This window comes from Acidobacteriota bacterium (assembly GCA_019347945.1).
Lineage (GTDB): Bacteria > Acidobacteriota > Thermoanaerobaculia > Gp7-AA8 > JAHWKK01 > JAHWKK01.
Map to the genome: position 1 here is coordinate 103,092 of JAHWKK010000003.1, position 19,736 is coordinate 122,827.

The window sequence follows — 19,736 nt, forward strand, 5'->3', positions numbered from 1 at the left end:
TGTCCCAACCTGCAAGGTCCTTCGCCTGCCCGCCCGACCGCCCGCTCAGGATGACGTTGGTTTGAGTACGCGAGTTCGGTTGTTTCTGCACTCACGGGTGTCAGCGAAGCGCCGACTTTCAAGTTCATTTCCGTTTCACCGGCGCAGGCGCCGGTCACTTGCTCAGGATGACGAATGTGAATGGATCGCCAGGACGCGCGACGAGGAATGTGAAGTCCAGGTTCAGACGCGGAACCCTGCATAATTTGTAAATCAGATTTTCAATCTATGCAGATTGCAGGCATTCTGGCGAAAACGATCGTGGCGATCTGATCTGTTCGGCCGGATCCGGGCAGAGGTCACGCTCTCTTCTCGCGCCGCTGTCCCGCATAATGAAGCTGTGATCGTCTACGGCGTGAACCCCGTCCTCGAAGCGCTTCGAGCGAGCCCGGAGCGAATCCGGTGGATCGGGATTCGGAAGGGATCGAAGGAGCAGCGGCTCGGCCGGCTGGCCGAGGAGGCGAGAAAGGCCGGCGTACCGGTACGTCCGGTCGATGATGCCGCGATCCGCCGGCAGGTGCCGCGCGATGCGGTTCATAACGGGGTGATCGCGGAGGTCGGTGAGGTCGCGCTGGTCGATCCCTGGCCGATCATCAAAGCCGAGTCGACATCGCTCATCGTGATCCTCGACCAGGTGAGCGATCCACACAACGTCGGCGCGATCATCCGGAACGCGGACGCGCTCGGTGCGGATCTGGTCGTGGTGCCGGAGCATCGGAGCGCTGCGCTCAACGCCGCCGTGGTCAAAAGCTCGGCGGGTGCTGCCTCATGGGTACCGGTCGCGCAGGTGACCAACCTGGCGAGACTGCTCGACGATCTGAAGGAGGAGGGATACTGGTCGTACGGGCTCGACGCCGAGGGGCACCCGATCGAGGAGGCGAGGTTCGGTGGCCGGGTCGTGATCGTTCTCGGGAGCGAGGGGAAGGGGCTCCGTCCGAATGTCCGGAAGCATTGTGACGCGGTGCTCTCGATTCCGATGTCGGGTCACGTCGACTCGCTCAACGTAGCCTCGGCGGCGGCGATCACTTTGTGGGAGGTTGCGCGGCAGCGCCGCTCGAGCTCTGCGTGAGATCGTGTACGTCGCGGGTCAGGTCGCCGGGATCGATCGGTTTCAGGTGGTAGCGATTGAAGCCCGCGGCCAGAATTGCGTCGCGATCATCGAGGCGTGCATAGGCTGTCAGAGCGATCGCGGGCAGGGCGGAGGCGTACGTCGGCATCTGCCGGATGCGACGAATCATCTCCTTGCCGTCCTGCTTCGGCATTGCGATGTCGCTGACGATGACGTCGAAGTCGCTCGTTTTTTCGAGCGCATCGATTGCCGCGGCTGCCGAATCGACGGCGACGACAGTGGCGCCGCACTGGCGTAAGAGGACGGCGACGAACGAGCGGACGTCCGGCTCGTCCTCGACGACCAGAACTTTTCTCCCCGTCAGGGGAACCAGATCGCCTTCGTCCTGCGATTCACTATCGGTGAGAATCGCGTCGCTTCGCGGAAGAGTGATCGAGAAGGTCGACCCGCGACCGCGACCGGGGCTTTCCGCTTTCACCTTCCCCCCGTGCGTTTCGATGACGTACTCGACGATCGCGAGACCGAGTCCCAGACCTCCGAACGAACGCGTGGACGAAGCATCGGCCTGGCGGAATCTTTCGAAAATGCGCGGCAGAACCTCCGGATCGATCCCCTCCCCCCAGTCCTGGATCTCGATCGTGACCGAGCTCGGAGTGACGATGGATCGAACCTCGACCCGACCGTTCTCCGGCGAGAACTTGATCGCGTTGGAGAGAAGATTCCAGAATGCCTGCTGAAGTCTTGCCCGGTCGGCCGACACGATGATCCCGTCGAGCGGCTCTGAATCGACGTCGATGGAGACGTCGTGGTGAGCAAACTGAGGAAGTATGGCATCGACAGCGTCCTCGAGAACCGAGCGAAGAGCGACAGGCTGCGGCTCGATCCGCAACTTTCCGCTCGTGATGCGAGAAACGTCGAGCAGGTCCTCGATCAGCTGCGCCTGAATTCTCGCGCTGCGCTGGATTGCCGAGACGGCTTCCTCATACTCTTCGCCTTCTATTCCGATCTCGAGCATTCGGACCCATCCGAGGATGGCAGTCATCGGAGTTCGCAGCTCGTGAGACAGACTCGCGAGGAAACTGTCCTTCGCTCGATTCGCTTCCTCGGCGACATTTCTTTCCCGTCGGGCTTCCTCGAAGAGGCGTGCATTGTCGATGGCGACCGCTGCCTGTGCAGCGAGCCCCCGAACGATCTGTTCCTCGCGGGAGCCGAATCGCGCGGGCTGCGGGTGCGCCAGGATCAGACCTCCGAGAATCTCCCCGGACCGGGAGATCAGCGGCACTCCGAGGTAACTGCGCACCGGGGGATCTTCACGAACAGGGAAGTGATGGGCCGCATCCTCCAGCCGTACGAGCTCGCCGGAGCTGACGGTTCGCCCCAGCGCAGAACCGGGATCGAACGGAAGCGATCCATGCGACAGATCCTCGAGAGACGAGCTCTCCGGATTCGGTATGAAAGCGCCCCAGCGCGCGCCGCAGAGCCTCGTGGATGCATCGACGACCGTCCGGATCACACCCTTCGACAGCAGTTCCGCCGAGATTTCCTGATTCACTCGGGTGATGGTCTCGAGCGTCTCCTTCTCTTCCCGAAGCTCGAGCTCGATTCTCTTGAGCTCCTGAAGACCGAGCACGAACCCGACCCAATGGTTCTCGCTTTCCGGGAGCTGTGCGATTCCCATGAGGACAGGTACCGGAGTACCGTCGACGCGCAGCAGGGTTTTCTCCCACGGCCCGTACTGACCGGTTTTACGCATCAGCGAGAACGCGCGCCGGTCGGCGGGCAGCTGATCGGGGGGCGTCAGTTGTTCCATCGTCAGCGCGTCGGTGGTGTAGACGTCGAGCCCGATCAGATCGAAGAATGCATCGTTGGCATCGATGATCTCCCCCTGTTCGTTTCCGAACGCGATTCCGATGATGTTCGCTTCGACCAATCGCCGCATGCGCCTCTCGCTTTGTTCGAGAAGCTCGTTGGCGTCGCGGAGATCGGAGGCGAGCTGTTCGGCGGAACGACGGGCCTGGGACTGGCTCCGGCTCAGAAGGTACAGAAGAAGGCTGATGAAGAGACCTCCCGCGAGGATCAGCGGTACCTGATCGCGAGGGGAATAGGCGATGAAGGCGAGAGATGGAACGAACTCGAGGATCCAGGTTCTCCCCTCGACCTCGAGAGGCATCGTCGTCCGAAGCGCCTCCGCCCTCGAATCCGCAGCGGACCGTTCCCATTGCGGTGACTGGTAAATCAGTTGTTCGTCTTCGATCGAGCCGTCGTAAACGCGGAAGGCCACCTGCGGACGGATCTCGGTTCCGAAAACGCCGCGGAGAAGATCGGTCACCCGAAAGGGGCTGTGGACGAATCCCTGGAGATTCTCCCTCCGCTCTTCCACTGTTTCCGATGTTCTTTCGCCCGCGTAGACGGGGACGTAAATGAGGAAGCCGGACTGAACGTCATCGTCGATCTCCTGCACGAGCGTGACGCGGCCAGAGGCCGTCGGCTGTCCCGTGTCGCGGGCGCGAACCATCGCGGCTCGCCTGGTGGACTCGCTGAACATGTCGTACCCGATCGCCGCCCGGTTCCGTTCGTCGAGAGGCTCGAGAAAGAGAATCGCATGAAATTCGGGAGCGTCGGTGGCTGGCCAGAACTCGATGTCGCTCAGCCGGGAATGGACGACATTGCCGATATCGAGCTCCTCTCCCTTTCGGATTCTCGCCGAATATCCGACGCCTTGGACTCCGGGGTGCCGGGTTTCCAGGTTGAGTCGCTCGACGTACGACCTGAAGTCCTCCTCGGTGACCTGATCATTCGACGCAAACAGCCCCGCGGTGCCCAGGAGGAGATTCACATGCAGCTCGATTCTGTCCTGAATGCTGTCACGGACGCCCTCGGCTGCATTCCTGATCCGTCTCTGGTCCCGATCCCGGTTGGTCGAGGAGACGTACCACGCGGTGAGCCCGGTTGCGACGAGCGAGGTGATCAGAATGATCGCCGGGATGAACCCCCGGCGCCTGGTATTCGGGCGTTTGTCGTTCTTCTGCATCAGGAAAACCGGGGTTTTGGACAGCAAATTATTGGCCACGGCGGCGAATGAGCCCATCGCGTTCGGCCAGATTTCGAGCCTGCTCCGTCGTACTCACAAGGTGAAGCTCGACGCCCAGAGACCGCGTGGCTTCCCCCAGTGAACGGACTTCCTCGTCCCGGGCCGCTGCAGAGACGTCGCGAATGAAGATCGCACGGACCCGGTCCGGATGAGCGCGAACGACCGATTCGTAGATTTCCGGATCCGCCTGACCGGAATCCCCGATCAGAACGAACGGAAGATCCGGATAGGTCCCGAAGATCCCCTCGATCTGCTCGAGCTTGTGAGCATGATGGTCGGCGTGAATCAGCTTCTCGGAATCGAGTCCATAGTCCTGAAGCAGGATCGGTCCCTGCGGAATGCGGTTCAGAAGAAGAAAGTCGTCGAGCACGTCGTAGAAGTTCCATGGTCCGCTCGAGACGTAAAAGAGGGGATTGACCGCCCTCGTCGATGAAGAACCGTGGCTCAGCTCCACGTAAAAGTCGCCGACGTGCTCGAATGGTGTTCGGGTGCGCGCATTGTGAAAAACCACGCTGCGGAACATCCGGATGTAGCTGGCGGCTCCCGTTTTGACGATGGTGTCGTCGATGTCGCTGATCACACCGAACTCCGCGGAAGGATCGGGAACCAGACATTCCGCGAAGGAGACGGTCTCCTGCGGGGGATGCGGCTCGAGAAGGGTGAGGCGAACAGGCACCCATGGGCCGTGCCGTTCCGACGGACATGGCAGTTCGGCGTCGATGTATCCCTCGTCGTCGGAGCGGACGCGCAGCGTTGCAGGGCCGGCTGATAACTCGACGACCGCTTCCGGAACCTCTGCGCTGGAGACCCGTCGCCATGTTTCGCGCAGGTTTCCGAGCGAGGTTGCTGGCTTCAAACCTCTGGTAATGCTCGGATCGCGGATGACCCGCGCCATGACCCGGATCGTTTCGGTCGTGCCGTAGCCGCGATAGGGGAGAATCATGGGACGGCCCCTCGTGCGACCGGCAAATCGGGCTTCGCTGCTGAGCAGCCTCTCCGCTGCCAGTGCGGTTCGGTGAAGCGTCTTCCGCAACCGGGTCAGATACGAGCCTCCCGCCACTCGTGCCAGAGCCGCTCCGTGACCTTTTCCAGCGAATCGATCTCGGGTGGCCAGCCGGTCCGCACCCGAGTGACCTCGCTCGATACCTGCTGATCGACCATGAGGGCCTCTCCGAACCCTCCCATCGACTGCATCACCTCGAAATGCGGGGTGTGGCGGGTCTCCACATCCTTTCCCAGTGGCTTGCCCAGCTCGACGGCCATCTCGTTGAGCGACAGATGCGTCGAGTCGGTACCATGAAAAATACCTTCGAGCCGCTGCTCCGCGACGGCCGCGTAGAGTCGCGCGAGATCGTCGAGGTGAACCATCGCCCAATGGTTCTCTCCGTCTCCGGCGATCTCCACCGGTTTGCCATTCTCGATCGACTCGAACCAGCCGCGAAGAAGACTTTCTTCGTGGCCGTACACGCAACCTGGGCGGATCACGGCTCCCGTGATTCCTTCGCGGCTCATCTGCAGGACGAGTGACTCGTGTCCCGGCCGCCAGTAAACGATCGGCAGGGGATCGAGCGGCGAGGCCTCGTCGGCGACGTTCTCGCCGGTCGAACCGAAGACCCAGACCCCGGAGGTGTAGATGACATGGCGCTCGTTATCGCCCGCGAGCAGGCCGTCGATCGCTCGCAGGTCGAGATCGATGGCATCGTCGCCGTGAGCTGCCGCCATGTGGATCGCGGTCGGGTGCTCGTCGACGATGTCGCTCAGGCCGGGGAGGTCGGATAAATCCCCTCGCAGGATCGTCGCGCCCATCCGCTCCAGCCGGGAGGCGTCCGTTCCTTCCCGGACCAGCGGGGTGACGGCGTGCCCCCTCCCGATCAGTTCTCTCGTCACGGCGCTTCCGATATAGCCGGTCGACCCTGTCGTCAGAATCTTCATGGCCCGATTCTATCCACCAAGCATGCCCGCACGGGATCGCGGTTGGTCGGGAATGTAGAGTGGAGACGTGACCAGCGGGGACCGGTGAGAACTTCGCGAACTTCACTCCGAATGCGTCCCAGGTTCGCCACATCGCGCCGTGAAGTTCGCGAAGTTCTCACCTGTCCCCGCTTCCCTGTATGGGCAACAGCTCCCGGAGATGTGACCAGCTCGCGTGCAGGAGAGCAGTCGCGATATCCTCGGATTCAAATGGATGGCGCAGCTCCAGGCCACGCCGTGCTGAGCGTCAGTCAGCTGGTCCGGCTCATCAACGTCGATCTCGGTTCGCGGTACGGCACAGTGGCGGTCGAAGGGGAGATCTCGAACTTCACCAGGTCCGGCGCCGGTCATCTTTACTTCACCATCAAGGATCGCGATGCCCAGCTGAGCGTCGTCATGTTCGCGCGCGAGGCGCAGGCGCTCAAATTCGCACCGGAGCAGGGTCTTGCGGTCGTGGTGCGCGGAAGGCTGGGGATTTATGCGCAACGGGGATCGTTCCAGCTCAATGCGATCGCGGTCGAGCCCGTCGGGCTCGGCGCGTTGCAACTCGCCTTCGAGCAGCTGCGGAAGAGACTCTCCGAGGAGGGGCTTTTCGATTCGGCGAGAAAGCTCCCGATTCCGATGCTCCCGTCCAGGATCGTGGTCGTTACGAGTCCGGTTGGTGCGGCGATCCGCGATGTCCTCAACGTACTGGGCCGGCGCTTCCGCGGCATCCACATTCAGATCTATCCGGTTCGCGTTCAGGGAGAGGCGGCTGCAGCCGAGATTGCGGCTGCCATTCGTCATCTTTCCACATGGAAGCGGCATGACGTCATCCTCCTCTGCCGCGGCGGCGGATCACTCGAAGACCTCTGGGCATTCAACGAGGAAGTCGTCGCCCGCGCGATCGCGGACTGTACGATTCCGACGATTTCCGGAATCGGGCACGAGGTCGACTTCACGATCGCCGACTTCGTCGCGGATGTGCGTGCGGCGACACCATCGGCAGCGGCGGAGCTCGTGGTGGGAACGCGTGAAGAGATTCAGCTTCGAATCGATCATGCGAGAAGACGGATCGAGCACGTCGTCACGCGCCGGATGGGATCGCTCAGACGCACAGTCGACTCGCTCAGCCTGGAAGGGCGCCTCGGTTCGTTTCCACTTCGCATTCGCGCGATCAGCTCGCGGCTTCAGCGGCGTCAGGCGAGTCTCTACACGCTTCTCGAGAAAGAGGCCCGGACGCTCCGTGCACGACTGGCACGGCTCGATCGCCCTCTCACCGAGTGGCCGTCGAGGGTAGCGCTGCGCGAAAAATGCGGAAGGGTCGATCACCTCACCGAAAGACTTTCGACCAGAATCAGAATCGTCGCGTCCCGGAGACAGCAGGCAGTCGCGGCGCTCGTTGCAACTCTGGAGGCGGTGTCGCCGTTGTCGGTCCTCGCGCGCGGGTATGCGCTGGCGTTCACCAGTCGCGAGGGACGTCGAAAGATCCTGAAGGGCCCGGAGGAGGTCGAGATCGGTGAGCAGATCACCGTACAGCTGAGTCGTGGAAGCCTCGATTGCGCCGTCGAAGGAAAGACGCTCGGAGTCGAGGCGGTGATGCCCGCCGCAGAGCCGGGGATCGACCGGGCCGGGCGGCGCCGCGGCGCTCGAAAGCGAAACAAGGGTGAGCGTTCCATCCAGCAGAAGCTTCCGATCGGAGAGAGATGAAAGAAGAAAACAATCACAAGTTCGAGGAGTCCTTCAGAGAGCTGGAGGACATCGTCACACGTCTGGAGGGTGAAGAGCTCTCGCTCGACGAATCGCTCGCCCTTTTCGAAAAGGGCATTCGACTCAGCCGTTTCTGTCACGAAAAACTCGAGCAGGTGGAGAAGAAGATCGAGCTCATCCTCGCCGACGCCAGAGGCGAACCGAAGATCGAGCCTTTTCCTTCGGAAAGCGACACCACCGGCGGTAATGACCGGAACTGAAAGAGCGACGGATCCGACGGAAGCCTGGATTCGAGCGCGGCGTGAAGCGGTCGATCGCTTGCTCGATCGCGAGCTTCGCCCCGAGGCCGAAGTTCCGGCATCTCTCCATTCGGCGATGCGATATGCCGTCATGGGAGGGGGAAAGCGAATCCGCCCGATTCTCGCGATCGCCGCCTGCGAAGTCCTCGGGGAGGATCCGAAGCCTCGAATGCGGGCCTTCGCTGCGCTCGAGCTGATTCACACGTATTCGCTCGTTCACGATGACCTTCCCGCTCTGGATGACGACACTCTTCGCCGGGGACGCGAAACGACCCACGTCGTTTTCGGCGAAGCCGCTGCGATCCTCACGGGCGATGCGCTGCTGACTGAGGCCTTCCGCTGGCTCGGGACTCCCGTGAGCGGAGTCGATCCGGAGAGACAACTCCGCGCGGTCCGGATCGTCGCCGACGCCATCGACTCGACCGGGATGATCGGAGGTCAGGTCCTCGATCTGGAGAGCGTGAACGCGGGCGAAATGGCGGAAGCGGCCGCGCTCGATCTTCTGGAGTCGATCCACCTCGCCAAGACGGGGAAGCTGATCGTCGCGGCAGTGCTTCTGGGTGGGGTGCTCGGTGGTGCGAATGACGCCGAGCTCGGGGCCCTTCGAAAATACGGCGAGGCAATCGGACTCGCCTTTCAGATCCGGGACGATATTCTCGACGAGGTCGGAAGCACCGAACAGCTCGGAAAAACAGCCGGAAAGGACCGCGAGCAGCGCAAGCTGACCTATCCGGCGCTGCTGGGAATCGAGGGCGCGCGGGAACGGCTCGCGAAGGCGACCGAGAACGCATATGCTGCCGCCAGCGAGCTCGAGCAGCCCGATGGCCCGCTGCACGGCCTCGCCGAACTGATTGCCAGCCGCGAAAACTGAAATGGAGCGAGCTGGTCGCCTGAGTTGAGCTCTATGGAACCGTCGAAAACGTCGTCGAGAAAAACCTCCGGAAAACCGATCGAAGTCGAGTTCGTCGTCCTTCACTACACGGCGGAGACCCTCGAAGCGACGCTCCAGATTTTCTCCAGCGCGGATCCGAAAACCGGAGCGCATCTGGTCATCGCTCCCGACGGGCGGGTCTTCGAGACGACCGCATGCTGGGATGGCGACGCGATCGCGGCGCCTCACGCCGGGCGGAGCCGCTGGAACGACGGAGCGAGGCTCTGGGAGGAGTTCAACGATTTCTCCCTCGGGATCGAGATCGTCAACAGCAACGGCAACATCCTCGAGTACACCGACGCGCAGTACGAAGCGCTGGCCGCCGTGCTGCGTCATCTCGGCGAGGCCTATCCGGCGCTCCGCGACCCGGGACGGATCGTCGGCCACGAACAGATCGCCGGCTGGCGCGGGAAGGCCGATCCCGGCGCGAAGTTCGACTGGGGCCGGCTCTACTCCGCAGTGTACGGCGAGTCGCCGCAGCCCGAACGGCGAGCGTCGACACCGCCGGCTCTCGTGGATGCACTCGCGGTCTTCGAGGGGGCGGCACCGCGCGCTCCCCAGGAAAACGCCGGCTACTGGCGGGCCGTCAACTATGTCCTCGAAAAGTCGGTCGCTCTGCTCCACCAGGCGGATCCCGACAAGCCGGCGGCTTGACGGCTCAATCTCCCGCAGGATGAGCTGAATCTCCGTGGCCCGGCCAGGCGGGAGGAGGCAGCTGACGCTCCATCTCGTGGCGACGGATCAGTCCCGGCGGCAGCGGAGTATCGGGAAACTCCCGAGTCATGGCTCCAGGCTGATCGAAGTAGGTCTGCTCGATGTAGGCGGCCTCGAGGCGCTGGAGCGGATTGAGCGGCCTCGAGTTGAAGATCGCCATCGGAGTTGCGATCCAGACGGCTGCGCCGAACGCCATCCAGGCGAGATGCCGGGCTCTGCGCCGCCGCGGCGTGGTCCCGAACGCCACCGCGACCAGAAGCGCGAGGACGATCATCCTTCCGACCAGAGGCGGAGCGATCAGATCGGTCCAGACCGGCACGGAGAGGTCCCGCAGAAGGAGACGCCCCGAGAGACTCACCCACGGGAAGGGAATCTCCGGCGGAACGAATGAGAACCCGAACGTCGTGATCGTGACGGCCGCGGCCGAAGCGCCGATGAGCGCCGTCTCGAGCCGGTTGAAGGGGGAGTAGACCATCGGAAAGACGAGGAGCGGGATCACCGGAACCAGATACCTGAGGCCGACGCCCCAGCCGCCGTGCCAGTTCGGGTAGCCGGAAAGTACGAGCAGCAGGAGTACCGGCGCAACCAGAAGCGTGACGATCGCGGCTCCCGGCAGCCGGCGCCGCGCGCGGGTAATCCAGAGCGGCAGCATCAGCAGAAAGGGCGACATCAGGAGGAGTCCGCGCGACGGGCTGAGAAGCTCGGCGACGAGATTCGAGGCCGATGGAAATCCGATACCGAAAAAGCCCGACTCCGCCAGCTCCCTGAACTGATCGAAGCGTTCGTGACCGGAGGAGACGGCGACGAAGCTTCCGAACGTCAGTTTCTGATAGAGGGCGAGGATGATCGCGAAGGGAGCTCCTCCGGCGATGACCGTGGCGGCACGCCTCCACTCCCCGGTCACGAGGAGCCCCGCGAGAAAGACGGCGATCGGAACCGCGGTCGTGTACTCGTTGAGAACAGCGACTCCGCAAAGAGCTCCCGCACCGAGTGCACGCCAGAGCGAGCCTTTCCACGCCGGGAGATAGAGGAGAGCCCACGCCCCGAAGACGCAAAGGGCCGAGAGGGCGTGCGAAAAGAAGAGCAGCCCATAGGCGAACAGCGGGGTCGCGAAGAGCAGGGCTGCCACGGTCAGGGCAATCCGACGTGGCCTCGCTCCGGTTTTTCCGGCGGCATACGCCAGCAGCGCGCCGAGAAGAAGAAGAGGAATGGTCGAGGTCCAGATGCGGCAGAGAAACAGAGAGGTACGGAGGGTCGCCGGACCGGGTGGTCCGATCATCGCGTGCGCGAGTGCGTATGCAGGGATGGCGAAGAAAGAACCGCCCGGCGCCTTGTTGGAGTAGCGGCGGCCGTCGATCTCCGAGATGTCCTCGAGCCTGGGACCGAGAAGCGGCAGAAGCCAGGAGATCTCGGGCGAGCCGCGCTCGACGATCGAGCTCGTTGCGGCCCATCGGCTGAATTCGTTTGGCGAGACGAAATGAGGATAGACCGGCACGACGAGCAGTGCGATGAGCGCGTAGCATGCGACGCTCAGAAGCCCCGCGGCTAGACCGAGCCGTACGTTTCGCGTCATTGATCTCGCCTCCCGCGCGAGCTCGCGCCAAGTCTTCTCAGCGCCTCGGTTCGCTCCCGGCGGAGGTTTTCGAGCTCCCGCTCGACACGCGCGGACTCTTCATGCCGCCCGCTCCTGGTCAGGTACTCGATCTCATCACGCAGAAGCCCCTCGCGAAACTCGACTCCTCCCGGGAGAAGTGCGAGCGGCTGGTTGCGGGCGATGAGATCGCGGTACTGCTCGCGCCCGTCGAGCGAGTTCGCTCCGCAGACATAGACGAGTCCGGTGACGAGAAGGAACCAGACCGAAATGACCGGCGCGGCGGCCGCAGGCCGATCGAGAATCCGGAGGAGTGAGAACGCGAGAAGAGAGAGTCCGATCAGGGTGACGACCAGGAAAGTGACGACGGTCAGACGGAAATCGGGAGGAACGGACGCGAGGGGTGCGAATTTCCCGGGAAGAGCGAGAAGCGCCTGCTTCTGCATCGTCCACAGCTCGGAGGGGGTGTAATAGCGGGCGAGCGAAATGCGATCCGTTGCGAAGAAGAGCGTCATCGTCCAGAACGTGCAGACTGCCACGATCGGGACGGAGATCGGGCGTCGCACTCTCGAAAGGAAAACGGCGAGGCCGATCACGACGAAGACCGTGCTGTTGAGAAAGCGTCTCTGCCCGAACGCAGTTGAACCCCAGAAGGTTCGTTCCATCGTGGCGTTGATGAACCATTGCGCCGCGAAGAAATAGAGCGCCGCGAGCGCCAGACGGCGGTCGTCCCGGAAAAGAAGAATCAGCCCGATGATCGCCACGAGGACGACAGGCGCCCACGGCACGAGGCCGTGATACCAGGAGAAGAGTGGCTCCCAGGTCCACACTTTCTCGAAAGCGGCGAAAGGTGCCGCCCGGCTCCCGCCCGTCAGAAATCCGGCGGGTGTTCCGTAAATGAACCAGCTCGCGACCAGCTGGGGGAGAGCCGCGAGGAGAGCTCCGGCTGGCAGCAGAAGCGACAACCGGAGCATGAGCGACCTGGAGATCCACGGAATGAGAATGAACGGTACGAGGGCGATCGCGAGGTTCTGGGGCCGCACGATGAAAGCGAATCCGATTGCCAGCCCGGCGAGAAAGATCCTGGACCTGCGGGAGTCTTCTCTCAGTGAAAGGGCGGCAGCCACGGCCAGAGCGCAGGCGAGCGCCGAGACGGCGTGAGACATGGTCGAGTGGCGAAGCGAGTACCAGAGCAGAGGCGTACCGAACCAGGTCGCAATGGCGGCCGCGCCCGCCGCTTCTCCGGAGCTGAATCTCGCCGCGATCCGGACACTCACCAGAAGGGCGAGCAGGCCGGCGAACGCCGAGGCCGTCACGACCCCAACGTTGTAGGGGAGGGAGAATCCATCGCGCGGAAACGATCCCGCCCCGAGTCCTCGCACTCCGTCGGCCAGTGCCATGGAGGGGAGCCAGTAGACCGCCGTCCCGATCGTCCAGTGATTTCCGAGAAAACCGGTGGAGGTCACCTCTTTGTGGAGGATCCGTCCCTCGACGATCATTCCGAGACGATCCCATTCGTCGTAGAAGAGGAGGTCGCGATCGACCCACATCGAAGGGAGATAGCTGTAGTAGCCGGCACCGTCGGGCAGGACGAGGCCGGGCGTCAGCCAGATCAGCGAGAGCAGCCAGGTCAGCGCCACGACGGCGCCGGCCCGGGCGAGCCGGAACCTCGAAGTGGTCCGGGCACGGGCGCGCCCTCCTTTCGGGCGCCGGCTTTCGACGGGATCGGGCAATGAAGTTCTCCGCGCGAAGTGTATAGGTGTGCAGGGGTACGGCGATGTAGTGCAGTTAGTCACGCGGGCATGACTCCTGGATCGCTCCAGCCCTCGTTCTCCCAGGGTGGAACATCCCGCGGAGCATCTCCGTTGTCGCTTTTCACTCCAACAAGTGTCGGTTCATCTGATACTTCCGACACCGAGGTGAACAGCGTGGCAAACAGGAAAATGGCGAACATTCTCGATACGATTCATTCACCGGCCGACATCCGGATGCTGAATCTCCGGCAGCTCGAACAGCTGGCCGGGGAGATCCGCGAGCGAATCGTCGATGTCGTTTCCGAAAAGGGCGGACATTTCGGCGGCAATCTCGGAGTGGTCGAGCTGACGCTCGCCCTTCACTACGTCTTCGATACGCCGCGGGACCAGCTCGTGTTCGATACGGGACACCAGAGCTATCCTCACAAGCTGATCACGGGGCGGCGCGAGCGATTCCACACGATCCGCCAGCACGAAGGGATCTCGGGTTTCTGCAAGCGCGAGGAGTCGATCTACGACGTGTTCAACGCCGGGCATGCTTCGACTTCGATCTCGGCGTCGCTCGGAATCGCGGTTGCGCGCGATTTCCGGAACGAGGATTACCGGGTCGCCGCGGTCGTCGGTGATGGAGCGCTGTCCGGAGGGCTGGCATTCGAGGGCTTGAATCAGGCGGGACATCTGAAGCGGAAACTTTTCCTGGTTCTCAACGACAACGACCTCTCGATCTCGACCAACGTCGGCGCGATCTCGGGCTATCTCAATCAGATCATCAAGGGACAGAAGTACAACGCGCTCAAGGACCTGGCCAAGGGCGTCATGGACCGGATCCCGCTGGTCGGCGATCGAATCCACGGGCTCGCCTCCGACATGGAGGAGGTCCTCAAGAACATGACGGTTCCCGGGCTGCTCTTCGAGGAGCTGGGCTTCAAGTACATCGGGCCGTACGACGGCCACGATCTCAAGCTGCTGATCGACATCTTCGAAAAGCACAAAGACTACGACGGGCCGATCATCTGCCACGTGATCACGATGAAGGGAAAGGGCTACGAGCCGGCGGAGGTCAAGCCGATCTGGTCGCATGGCGTCACTCCTTTCGACAAGGCTTCGGGCGTGGTTCACAAGTCGACCAATCCGGCGCCGCCGAAATACACCGGAGTCTTCGCGGAGACGCTCATCGAGCTCGCATCGAAGGATCCGAAGATCGTCGCCGTCACGGCAGCGATGCCGGAGGGGACAGGGCTCGACAAGTTCTCAAAGGAGTATCCCGATCGAACATTCGACGTCGGAATCGCGGAGGAGCACGCCGTGACCTTCTGCGGAGGAATGGCGACGCAGGGGATGAAGCCGGTCGCCGCGATCTATTCGACATTTCTGCAGAGAGCGTTCGATCAGACCTTTCACGACGTCGCGATCATGGACCTTCCCGTCGTGTTCGCGATGGACAGAGCCGGAATCGTCGGAGCCGACGGCCCGACCCATCACGGAATCTACGACATGGCATATCTCCGGATTCTTCCGAACATGATCTGCATGGCGCCGCGCGATGAGAACGAGCTGAGACACATGCTCAAGACCGCGCTCGAGACGGGGCATCCGACCTCGCTTCGCTACCCCCGCGGAGAGGGTGTCGGGGTGGAGATGGACGCCGAGCTCCGGTCGCTGCCGATCGGCAAGGGCGAGGTGATGAGAGAGGGCTCGGCGGCCACGATTTTCGCAATCGGCGCGGAGGTGTGGCCGGCGATGGAGGCGGCCGACCTGTTGTCTCGCGAAGGAATCGAGGTCACGGTCATCGACGCGAAATTCATCAAACCGCTCGATGAAGAGCTGATTCGTCGTTACTGCATCCCCGGTGCGAAGGTAGTGACGGTCGAAGAGGGCTCACTCGCCGGAGGATTCGGTTCCGCGGTCATGGAGAAGATTCAGGAGCTCGGCATTCACGGGGTGGAGATCGACAGAATCGGGGTGCCCGACGAGATCGTCCATCACGGATCGCAGGGGGTCTTGCGCGCGCAGTTCGATCTGCATCCCGAGGGAATCGCGAGCCATGTCCGGGACCTCCTCGATCGCGAAACGAGCCAGCCTCGGCCGCGCGTCGCGAACGACTGACGCGAATGGATGGGGGCTCGTGAACGAAGAGGCGCGCGAGCGCATGACGTCAATAACGGCCAACCGCCAGATTCTTCGCCCGCGCTCTGCCGGGCTCAGAATGACGAATGTTGTGTTTGCGCGAAGCGACGATCATGGACGAATGTTTGCTCTCGCGAACCCACGCCCTCGTCATCCTGAGCAATTGACCGACGCTACGCGCCGGTGAAGCGGAAATGAAAATCGGAGCCCGCAAAACTCCGCACCCCATACTCAAACCGGCGTCGTCCCGAGCGGGCGGTCGGGTGGGCAAGCGAGGGATCTTGCAGGTTGGGACATCAGCCCAAGCGAAGCGCTGCAAAAGGTCGAAGTCCACGCATTTCGTGGTCGTTTCATTAGGAGCAATTGACCGACGCTACGCGCCGGTGAAGCGGAAATGAACATGGGGGAGCACCGGAGAAAGGGCGATGTTGGGTCGGCGCTTCGCTTGGATTCACTGTACTCGCTCTGGAGGTCCCTCGCCTGCCCGCCCGCAGGTACGCCGAATCAAACCGATCCGCAAGTTCGCCGCCCGCTCGGGACGACGGGGCGGGGAGAGGGGTTTGTCGAGGCTTCAATCCGGCGTCTGGTCCGGCGTAATCTGCGGCATTCGAAGCCATACGCCGGGACGATGCAGTCACGTCACAATGCCTCCTCCGCCCCGGTCGTCCCGCGCCGGTGGTCGGGCGGGAAAGCGAGGGACCTCTCATGAAAGTACAGTCAGACCAAGCGGAGCGCCCATCGAACCGGCAGTTCATCAGGAGCCGCCGAAGGACGGCGAAGGATCCGGGGAAGGCTCGTGAGTCAGGTCGATCAGGAAGTGATTACCTGAACTTCCGACGTGATGCAGTGGGGGTCGTCGTCGGGACAACCGGTGTCGTGCTCGAACTGGATGGTCGTGTGAGTGATCCCGTACTCCGCCTGCAGTAGCGTGGTTGCCCGTTCGAGAATGGAGGCTGTGCTCGCCAGCGAAACGTCTCCCAGCTTCAGGTGACACGACAGCGCCGGTCGGGTCGGCGCGATCGCCCAGATGTGAACGTGATGGACATCGAGCACGCCCGGCTGCGAAGCGAGCCGCGTCGTGATCTCGTCGGGATCGATTCCATCCGGAGTCCCCTCGAGGAGAAGGTTGATCGTCTCTTTCAGAATGCCCCAGGCGCTCCAGAAAATGAGGATTGCGATGAGGCCGGTCACGATCGGATCGAAAATCGAGTTGCCGGTGAACCGGATCAGGAGTGCAGCGACGATCACTCCTGCCGAAGAGAGGGTATCGCCGAAGAGATGGACGGTCGCGGCGCGGATGTTGATGTCGTCTGCACTCTCCTTCCGCAGCCACAGCGTGATCGCGACATTCAGCAGGATGCCGATTGCGGCCACCCAGATCATCGTGAAGCTGTCGATCGCCTCCGGCTGCCGGAAGCGATGCCACGCCTCGACCAGGAGGTAAATCGTGAATGCGACCAGGAATCCTGCGTTGACGAAGGCGGCGAGAATTCCGGCGCGCTGGTAACCGAACGTTTTCGACTGGCTCCGCGGAAGCACCTCGAGCCAGACGACGAAGAGCGCGAGCAGCAGAGCGACCGAGTCGGTGAGGTTGTGAAGAGCGTCTCCGACCAGCGCGAGTGCATTCGCCAGAATGCCGGCAACCAGCTCCACGACGACGAAGAGCACCGTCGCGAGAGCAGACACTTTCAGCTTGAGGCTGACCGTCGTCGGATGATGATGATGTCGAGGCATCTCCCTCGGTTAATCCGGGAGGTGATTCGATTATTCGCCCGCCGCCTTCTTTCGCATCTCCATCGCGCGGTAGCCGATGTCTTTACGGTAAACCGCGCCGTCGAATTTGACGGCGGCAGCGGCCTTGTAGGCTTTCGTCAGAGCTTCCGACATTGTAGCGCCACGACCGCAGGCGGTGATGACACGGCCGGCGACGTTGATGAAGTTGCCGTCATCATCCTTTCCGGTGGCGGAGTGAAAGTACTCGATACTCGGATCCTCGAGATTCGGGACCGTGACCGGAACGCCGTTCGGCGCCGGACCGGGATAGCCGGACATTGCGACGACGACTCCTGCTGCCGCCTCCTTCTTCCAGCTGAGTTTGGTATCGCCGAGATTCCCGTCCGCCACCTTCACCATCACTTCGGCAAGATCGCTTTCGAGCCGCATCATCTGCACCTGTGTTTCCGGATCACCGAACCTGCAGTTGAACTCGAGGACCTTCGGTCCGGCGGGGGTGAGCATGATGCCCGCGTAGAGGCATCCCGTGTACGGCCGGCCTTCTTCCGCCATCGCCTGAACGGTCGGAATCATGACCGTCTTCATGATCTCGGCCGCGAGCTCGCCCGGCAGAATGATCGCCGGTGAATGAGCGCCCATACCCCCGGTATTGGGACCCTCGTCGCCGTCGAGCGCCTTCTTGTAATCCTTGGCGGGAGAGAGGGGAACGAGTTTCTTTCCGTCGGTGAGCACCATGAAGGAGAGCTCTTCCCCCTCGAGAAACTCTTCCACGACGAGCCGGCTGCCGGCGTTGCCGAACTTCCGTTCGTCGAATACGACCTTCGCGTAGGCCTCGGCTTCCTTTTTGTCATTGACGATCGCGACGCCCTTGCCACCGGCGAGTCCGTCGACCTTCATGACCAGCGGAAACTTCTTTCCGATTCCGTCCATGGTCTCATCCACCGAGGAGTAGACATGCGATGCCGCGGTGGGGATGCCGTACTTGACCATGAACTCCTTGGAGAAGACCTTCGAGCCTTCGATCTCGGCCGCGAGCTTGGTCGGGCCGAAGATGCGGAGATCCCGCTTGTGAAACTCGTCGACGATCCCGAGCGTCAGTGGAAGCTCCGGTCCCACCACGGTCAGATCGATCTTCAGCTTCTCGGCGAAGTCGAGAAGGTCCACCACGTCGGCCACACCGATCGGGACGCAGTCGGCGATCTCGGCGATACCCGCGTTTCCGGGTGCGACGAAGATCTCGTCCACCAGCGGGCTCTGGCGAAGTTTCCAGGTGAGAGCATGCTCGCGCCCTCCGTTACCGACGACGAGAACACGCATCGACAATCCTCCAGTGACAGCGGTGGAACAACCCTGAAAGTTTAATCGAACGGGCCCGGATCGTACAAATTAACGTGAGTCATTATTGTCAGGAGACAGGATTCAGGAGACAGGATTCAGGATCCAGGAGCCGGGACCGACCGGGGGCGCGAGGAGCCGGGATTCAGGAGCCGTGCGGAAACGGTCCGAATCCTGAATTCTGTCTCCTGAGTCCTGTCTCCTGATCCTGTCTCCTGAATCCTGTCTCCTGAATCCTGTCTCCTGAATCCTGTCTCCTGAATCCTGTCTCCTGCACATCAGCGGCTGCGAAGGGCCGAATCGATCAGCCGGTCCCATTTCGACTTGAGCTCCCGCACCTGGCGTCGAAGGCCGGCGACCCCGCCCTGGGGCGGTGCAGGGAAATCGAGCGCGAGAACGGGGCTGTCGTATTGGGCAACCGACGCGACGGGCTGCCCGTTGCGGATGTCGACGATGTTGCGGCTCGTGATTTTTCCGAGGCTGACGTCGCTGAGAAGAGGGGTGTAATAGAAGCATCCTTCGAAGTAGAAGTGCGTCACCTGGCTCCATCGCGACCGGCCCCGTTCCAGGATCCGCTCTCCCCCGTGGAAGAGATTTGCCGACCAGATCAGTGCCTGTCCTCTTTTCACGTTCAGAGTCTTCCGCTCCAGTCCGGACGAGAGCATCAGTTCCGCGACGAACTGCTCGTAAAGCGGATAGTGCTCGTATTGCTGCTGTTGGGTGCTGGCCCTCAGACCGAGGTCTTCGAGTGTATAGAAGGGGAGCTCCTGGCTTCGCGGATAGTAATGAAGCGGCCCGTTGCCGCCATCGATGTCCTCGAGGGCGACCCAGACGCCGCACATGAATCCGGGGGGGAAGGAGTGAAAATGGATGGTATCGCTGTGAGTCGCCTGCTCGGAGCCCTTGCAGAAGTTGAGCGTCTGAAAGGGGATGGGGCGACGCTCGTAGAAGATCTCCAGAAGGTCGACCACACGCTTCGATGCGGCAATTCTGCGGATCCGCTCGTTGACGGTCCAGCCGTCCTGGATCCGGGTCTCATCCGAGAAATAGGGACCGGTGTCGTAGGCGAAACGGGGCGCGATCTCGACGGGGAGCGCCTCGAGGTCGTTGGGATCGAGTATCGGGTCGATGACGACGTAGCCGTCGGCCCGGTAGTCGCGAACCAGGCGCTCGGTCTCCGGGTCGAGGTTCTTCGCTGCGAGCTGCTGCTCGAAGTCGGGTCCCTCGAACCACGGGCGCACCGGGCCGAGCTGTTCTGCTGTGAGGGGACTCACGCCGGGTACAAACCGGCCGCAGGCCGGGAGGATTTCTTTCCGGACTGTCGGGATCTCGGTGGCTTTTTCGCGGTCCGGCCGTTGATAGAGGTCACAATGGGATAACGTCCGACGCCGG

14 protein-coding genes are annotated in these 19,736 nt (G+C 62.4%); 6 read left to right on the forward strand and 8 right to left on the reverse strand.

The genetic code is table 11. The annotated features are described in order from the left end of the window. Positions 1-379: 379 nt before the first annotated feature. Entirely contained in the window at positions 380-1,108 is a 729-nt protein-coding gene (gene rlmB / locus KY459_03020) for a 23S rRNA (guanosine(2251)-2'-O)-methyltransferase RlmB (protein ID MBW3563676.1), read from the forward strand. On the opposite strand, the gene KY459_03025 is transcribed toward rlmB, so the two are convergent. Genes KY459_03025 through KY459_03035 form a run of 3 tightly spaced genes read right to left on the reverse strand, consistent with a single transcriptional unit; the run spans position 1,062 to position 6,131 of the window. Then, positions 1,062-4,139, reverse strand: coding sequence for a CHASE domain-containing protein (locus KY459_03025; GenBank protein ID MBW3563677.1), 3,078 nt, complete (start codon positions 4,137-4,139; stop codon positions 1,062-1,064). The genes rlmB and KY459_03025 overlap by 47 nt on opposite strands. A gap of 28 nt (positions 4,140-4,167) precedes the next feature. Further along, positions 4,168-5,259 (reverse strand): DUF2183 domain-containing protein, encoded by a 1,092-nt coding sequence (locus KY459_03030; GenBank protein ID MBW3563678.1) that lies wholly within the window; start codon positions 5,257-5,259, stop codon positions 4,168-4,170. After that, a complete protein-coding gene (locus KY459_03035) occupies positions 5,238-6,131 on the reverse strand; it encodes an NAD-dependent epimerase/dehydratase family protein (GenBank protein ID MBW3563679.1) in 894 nt (297 codons plus the stop codon). The genes KY459_03030 and KY459_03035 overlap by 22 nt, the downstream gene beginning before the upstream one ends. 249 nt (positions 6,132-6,380) lie before the next feature. Here KY459_03035 and xseA point away from each other — a divergent pair, with 249 nt between their 5' ends. The 4 genes from xseA to KY459_03055 are packed head-to-tail and all read left to right on the forward strand — an operon-like array spanning position 6,381 to position 9,743. Then, positions 6,381-7,859, forward strand: coding sequence for an exodeoxyribonuclease VII large subunit (xseA, locus tag KY459_03040; GenBank protein ID MBW3563680.1), 1,479 nt, complete (start codon positions 6,381-6,383; stop codon positions 7,857-7,859). After that, positions 7,856-8,119, forward strand: coding sequence for an exodeoxyribonuclease VII small subunit (gene xseB, locus KY459_03045; GenBank protein MBW3563681.1), 264 nt, complete (start codon positions 7,856-7,858; stop codon positions 8,117-8,119). Before xseA ends, xseB begins: the two co-directional genes overlap by 4 nt. After that, complete coding sequence (locus KY459_03050; GenBank protein MBW3563682.1) at positions 8,106-9,029, forward strand: polyprenyl synthetase family protein; 924 nt, start codon at positions 8,106-8,108, stop codon at positions 9,027-9,029. The genes xseB and KY459_03050 overlap by 14 nt, the downstream gene beginning before the upstream one ends. 24 nt (positions 9,030-9,053) lie before the next feature. Further along, entirely contained in the window at positions 9,054-9,743 is a 690-nt protein-coding gene (locus KY459_03055; protein MBW3563683.1) for an N-acetylmuramoyl-L-alanine amidase, read from the forward strand. Between the two features lie 4 nt (positions 9,744-9,747). On the opposite strand, the gene KY459_03060 is transcribed toward KY459_03055, so the two are convergent. Beyond that, positions 9,748-11,376, reverse strand: coding sequence for a hypothetical protein (locus KY459_03060; GenBank protein ID MBW3563684.1), 1,629 nt, complete (start codon positions 11,374-11,376; stop codon positions 9,748-9,750). After that, the gene (locus KY459_03065; protein MBW3563685.1) at positions 11,373-13,127 is read right to left on the reverse strand and encodes a hypothetical protein; all 1,755 of its coding nucleotides are present in this window, start codon (positions 13,125-13,127) and stop codon (positions 11,373-11,375) included. Before KY459_03065 ends, KY459_03060 begins: the two co-directional genes overlap by 4 nt. 210 nt (positions 13,128-13,337) lie before the next feature. On the opposite strand from KY459_03065, the gene dxs reads away from it, so the two are divergent. Further along, positions 13,338-15,254: a 1-deoxy-D-xylulose-5-phosphate synthase gene (dxs, locus tag KY459_03070; GenBank protein ID MBW3563686.1), complete on the forward strand. Its 1,917-nt coding sequence runs from the start codon at positions 13,338-13,340 to the stop codon at positions 15,252-15,254. Positions 15,255-16,085: 831 nt separating this feature from the next. Here dxs and KY459_03075 read toward each other — a convergent pair. The 3 genes from KY459_03075 to KY459_03085 form a co-directional block, all read right to left on the reverse strand. Then, positions 16,086-17,009: a cation diffusion facilitator family transporter gene (locus KY459_03075; GenBank protein MBW3563687.1), complete on the reverse strand. Its 924-nt coding sequence runs from the start codon at positions 17,007-17,009 to the stop codon at positions 16,086-16,088. A gap of 30 nt (positions 17,010-17,039) precedes the next feature. Further along, positions 17,040-18,326 (reverse strand): phosphoribosylamine--glycine ligase, encoded by a 1,287-nt coding sequence (gene purD, locus KY459_03080; GenBank protein MBW3563688.1) that lies wholly within the window; start codon positions 18,324-18,326, stop codon positions 17,040-17,042. 296 nt (positions 18,327-18,622) lie between these two features. Next, positions 18,623-19,618, reverse strand: a complete 996-nt coding sequence (locus KY459_03085; protein ID MBW3563689.1) for a phytanoyl-CoA dioxygenase family protein — start codon at positions 19,616-19,618, stop codon at positions 18,623-18,625. Between the last annotated feature and the right edge of the window lie 118 nt (positions 19,619-19,736).